General features: G+C 59.3%; 6 protein-coding genes. 4 read left to right on the top strand and 2 right to left on the bottom strand.

What is annotated here, in order from left to right:
- Positions 1-221: 221 nt before the first annotated feature.
- Positions 222-671, bottom strand: a complete 450-nt coding sequence (gene smpB / locus AB4Z11_RS23860; protein ID WP_442028158.1) for an SsrA-binding protein SmpB — start codon at positions 669-671, stop codon at positions 222-224.
- 67 nt (positions 672-738) lie between these two features.
- Here smpB and AB4Z11_RS23855 point away from each other — a divergent pair, with 67 nt between their 5' ends.
- Together AB4Z11_RS23855 and AB4Z11_RS23850 are read left to right on the top strand one after the other, a co-directional pair.
- Positions 739-1,170 (top strand): type II toxin-antitoxin system RatA family toxin, encoded by a 432-nt coding sequence (locus AB4Z11_RS23855; protein WP_442028157.1) that lies wholly within the window; start codon positions 739-741, stop codon positions 1,168-1,170.
- Positions 1,163-1,447, top strand: a complete 285-nt coding sequence (locus AB4Z11_RS23850) for an RnfH family protein (protein WP_442028156.1) — start codon at positions 1,163-1,165, stop codon at positions 1,445-1,447. Before AB4Z11_RS23855 ends, AB4Z11_RS23850 begins: the two co-directional genes overlap by 8 nt.
- Before the next feature lie 27 nt (positions 1,448-1,474).
- Here AB4Z11_RS23850 and AB4Z11_RS23845 read toward each other — a convergent pair whose 3' ends face one another.
- Complete coding sequence (locus AB4Z11_RS23845; protein WP_442028155.1) at positions 1,475-1,957, bottom strand: DUF4124 domain-containing protein; 483 nt, start codon at positions 1,955-1,957, stop codon at positions 1,475-1,477.
- 162 nt (positions 1,958-2,119) lie between these two features.
- On the opposite strand from AB4Z11_RS23845, the gene guaB reads away from it, so the two are divergent.
- Together guaB and guaA are read left to right on the top strand one after the other, a co-directional pair.
- Positions 2,120-3,580, top strand: coding sequence for an IMP dehydrogenase (gene guaB / locus AB4Z11_RS23840; RefSeq protein WP_442028154.1), 1,461 nt, complete (start codon positions 2,120-2,122; stop codon positions 3,578-3,580).
- Positions 3,581-3,630: 50 nt separating this feature from the next.
- Positions 3,631-4,536, top strand: a 906-nt coding sequence (gene guaA / locus AB4Z11_RS23835; protein ID WP_442028152.1) for a glutamine-hydrolyzing GMP synthase, incomplete at its 3' end; no start/stop codon positions are given.

Genomic DNA, 4,536 nt, shown 5'->3' with positions numbered 1-4,536 from the left:
CCAGTGTGCGGCGGCCTGGAGTTTTTCCTGCCGCGTGGTCGGGAAAGTGGACGCTATCGGGACAGGGGAGTACGGTGTGGCGCAGCCCGCCAGCACGGCGGCAGTGGCTACCGCAAATACAGCCTTGTTCAGCATGATTCCCATCTCCAACGGTTTTTGATCAGCCGCTGAAGTGTAGCACGGATGTTACCCGTTGGAAATTCCGTGGCGGGAATGCTACGTCACCGACGGTGCTGCTTCATTGCAGACTGCACCTCACGGCTGGCGTCGCGGTCTTTCTCGGCGGCACGCTTGTCGTGCTGCTTCTTACCTTTGGCGAGGCCGATCTCGCATTTCACGCGGCCGCCTTTGAAATGCAGGTTGAGCGGCACCAAGGTGTAGCCCGCGCGTTCGACCTTTCCGATCAGTTTGTCGATTTCCTGGCGGTGCAGCAGCAGCTTGCGCGTGCGCACGGCTTGCGGATGGATGTGGGTGGAAGCGGTCGGCAGTGCGCTGATGTGCGCGCCAAACAGGTACAGTTCGTTATCGCGGATCGTAACGTATGCTTCCTTGATCTGGACGCGCGCATCGCGGATGGCCTTCACTTCCCAGCCTTCAAGCGCGATGCCCGCTTCGTAGCGGTCCTCGATGAAGTAGTCGTGAAAGGCTTTGCGGTTATCGGCAATGGTCATGTGTAAAAATGCGCGGGTCGGTTAAACTACGGGTTCTCTGACAACAATCATAGCAAACGGTTACTAAATGGCAGTAGTACACAAATCGGTATTCCTGGGATATAGCGCCGAGCAAATGTTTGAATTAGTGGCAAAGGTCGAGGATTATCCCAAATTTTTGCCCTGGTGTGGCGGCGTTGAAATCCGCGAAAAGGGCGAGAATACGATTGTGGCCAGCCTTGGCATCAATTACCACGGCGTAAAGCAGCACTTTACGACTTCGAACGTGAATACGCCGTACAGCGCCATTCATATGAAGCTGGTGGACGGTCCCTTCAAGGCTTTGGATGGCACCTGGTCGTTCAAGGCGCTGCGCGAAGATGCCTGCAAGGTTGAGCTGGACCTGCATTACGAGTTTTCCAGCAAGCTGCTGGAACAGGTGATCGGTTCCGTGTTCGGCATGATCGCCAACTCGATGGTTGATTCCTTCTGCAAACGCGCCGAGACTGTGTATGGCTGACCGTATCAAGATCACCGTCAGCTACGCGCCGGCTTCGCAGCCGATTCTGTACGCACTGGAAGTGGATGAGGGCACGACCATCGGCCAGGCCATCGAAATCAGCGGCATCCTGCAGGAAGCGCCGGAGATCAATCTGGTGACCATGCCGGTCGGGATCTACGGCAAAAAGAAAACGCTCGACACCGTCCTGCGTGCCCGCGACCGCATCGAAATCTACCGCCCCCTCATCGCCGACCCCAAAGACGCCCGCCGCCGCCGCGCGAAGAAGACAGTCTGACCTCCGCCGGGCGGCGGAGGTAAAAGCTTATTTGCAGTTCTGCGCCACCATGTTCTGGTTTTCCTTGATGCGCTTGGCGCGTTCGGCGTCGTCGATAAAGGAACGCTCGCCGTTCTTGTCGATATCGATCATGCGCTGGCCGCTTTCGAGTGCGGTCAAGTTGCTGCGGGTCTTCGCGCAATTGTCGGCTTTCTGCGCGGCCTGCTGGGCTTCCTGCGCAGCCTTCTGTTCCTTCTCCGCCGATTCGGTGCGGCGCTTGTTGTAGTCTGCGTTGCGCTCGGCCAGGGTAGGGCGCGCATCCACTTTTGGCTCAGGCTTGTCGGCTGCAGGCGCGGCTTCCTGAGCGGGCGCGTTGAGTTCCTTGCGCAGGTCCTGCATTTGTCCAGGCGGTGCTTTCAGAATGCGGCTGGGCGGCACGGACGGTGGCGGAGGCTGATCGGAGAGCTGTTTGATGCCGCGTTCATTCACCCACATCCACTGTGCCTGCGCCAGCGTTGCGCATGCAAACATTGCTGCGCCGACCGTTAGCTGCGTAATAATTCTTTGATTCATAAGACAATTTTCCGGTCGAGAAAGAGAATCTATTTCACTCTGAATCGCCAGTGCTGTCAATTGCAGAGACGCAATCGCCATTTTTCTGTATAATCTGCTTTTGCGCCTATAGGAAATACTATGCGTCTCCTCCAAAAAGCACTCACCTTCGATGACGTGCTGCTCGTACCAGCGTATTCCAACATCCTGCCTGCGGATACGTCCCTCAAGACTCGCCTGACCCGCAATATCACCCTGAATATTCCACTGCTGTCCGCAGCGATGGACACGGTCACCGAATCACGCCTGGCCATCGCCATGGCACAAGAGGGCGGCATCGGCATCATTCACAAGAACCTGAAGCCGAAAGACCAGGCCCGCGAAGTAGCGCGCGTCAAGCGTTTCGAAGCCGGCGTTCTGCGTGACCCGATCACTATCCCACCGGACATGAAGATTCGCGACGTCATCAAGCTCACCGAGCAGTATGGCATCAGCGGCTTCCCGGTCGTGCAAGGCAAGGAAGTCGTCGGCATCATCACCAACCGCGACCTGCGTTTCGAGCAAGAGCTGGACGCTGAAGTGCGCGCCAAGATGACTCCGCGCGAAAAGCTGGTGTACGTGAAGGAAGGCGCAAGCACCGACGAAGCCAAGCGGCTGATGAACAAGCACCGCCTGGAGCGCGTGCTGGTGGTGAACGACAGCTTCGAACTGCGCGGCCTGATCACCGTCAAGGACATCCAGAAATCCACCGAACACCCGAACGCATCGAAGGACCAGCATGGCAAGCTGCTGGTAGGCGCGGCTGTTGGCGTTGGCGCGAAAGATGAAGAACGTATCGACCTGCTGGTGCAAGCGGGCGTGGACGTGCTGGTGGTGGACACCGCCCACGGCCATTCGCAAGGCATCCTGGATCGCGTGAAGTACATCAAGACCAAGTACCYGCACGTTGACGTCATCGGCGGCAATATCGCGACCGCTGCTGCGGCCAAGGCACTGGTTGAATACGGCGCGGACGCAGTCAAGGTCGGCATCGGCCCAGGCTCCATCTGCACCACCCGTATCGTGGCAGGCGTGGGCGTGCCGCAGATCACCGCGATCGCCAATGTGTCCGAAGCACTGAAGGGCACGGGCGTTCCATGCATCGCTGACGGCGGCATCCGCTTCTCCGGCGACATTTCGAAAGCACTGGCAGCCGGCGCATCGACCGTGATGATGGGCTCCATGTTCGCCGGTACTGAAGAAGCACCGGGCGAAGTGATCCTGTACCAGGGCCGCTCCTACAAGTCCTACCGCGGCATGGGTTCCCTGGGCGCGATGAGCGACGGCTCCGCCGACCGCTACTTCCAGGACGCGACCATGAAGCAAGACAAGTTCGTCCCTGAAGGTATCGAAGGCCGCGTGGCTTACAAAGGCTCGGTGCTGGCGATCATCTTTCAGCTGGTGGGCGGCGTGCGCCAGTCCATGGGCTACTGCGGTTGCGCCAGCATCGACGAACTGCGCGAGAAGGCGGAATTCGTCGAGATCACGTCGGCGGGCATGCGCGAGTCGCACGTGCACGACGTGCAGATCACCAAAGAAGCGCCGAACTACCGCTCCGAATAAGTAACCCGCAATGCGGCGACTTCGGTCGCCGCGTTTTTTTTTTGCCCCCTATGCACTCTAAAATCCTCATCCTCGATTTCGGTTCCCAGGTCACCCAGCTGATCGCACGCCGCGTGCGCGATGCTGGCGTGTTCTCCGAAGTCTATCCGTATGACGTTGACGAAGAATTCATCCGCAATTACGGCGCGGCCGGTGTGATCCTGTCCGGTTCCCACAACTCCACGCTGGAAGGCGATTCGCCACGCGCACCGCAAGCCGTGTTCGAACTGGGCGTGCCAGTGCTGGGCATCTGCTACGGCATGCAGACCATGGCTGCGCAACTGGGCGGCAAAGTTGAAAATGGCCTGGTGCGCGAATTCGGTTACGCCGAAGTGCGCGCGCGTTCGCACACCAAGCTGCTGAACGGCATCAACGACTTCGTCACCGACGAAGGCCACGGCATGCTGAAGGTGTGGATGAGCCACGGCGACAAGGTGCTGGATCTGCCGCCAGGCTTTGTGCTGATGGCGTCCACCGACTCCTGCCCGATCGCTGCAATGGCCGACGAGCAGCGCCGCTTCTACGGCGTGCAATGGCACCCGGAAGTCACCCACACCGTACAGGGCAAGGCCATGCTGGGCCGCTTCGTACACGAGATCTGTGGCTGCAAGTCCGACTGGAATATGCCGGACTACATCTCCGAAGCCGTTGAGAAGATCCGCGCGCAAGTCGGCACGGATGAAGTGATTCTGGGCCTGTCCGGCGGCGTCGATTCGTCCGTAGCCGCGGCGCTGATCCACCGCGCGATCGGCGACCAGCTGACCTGCGTGTTCGTGGACCACGGCCTGCTGCGCCTGAACGAAGGCAAGATGGTGATGGACATGTTCGCCAAGAACCTGGGTGTGAAAGTGATCCAGATCGACGCGACCGAACAGTTCATGGGCCACCTGGCCGGCGTGAGCGACCCGGAGCAGAAG

It is taken from the genome of Pseudoduganella sp. RAF53_2 (assembly GCF_052113985.1).
Classification (GTDB): Bacteria; Pseudomonadota; Gammaproteobacteria; order Burkholderiales; family Burkholderiaceae_D; genus Rugamonas.
This window is presented reverse-complemented; position numbering and strand designations above follow the sequence as displayed.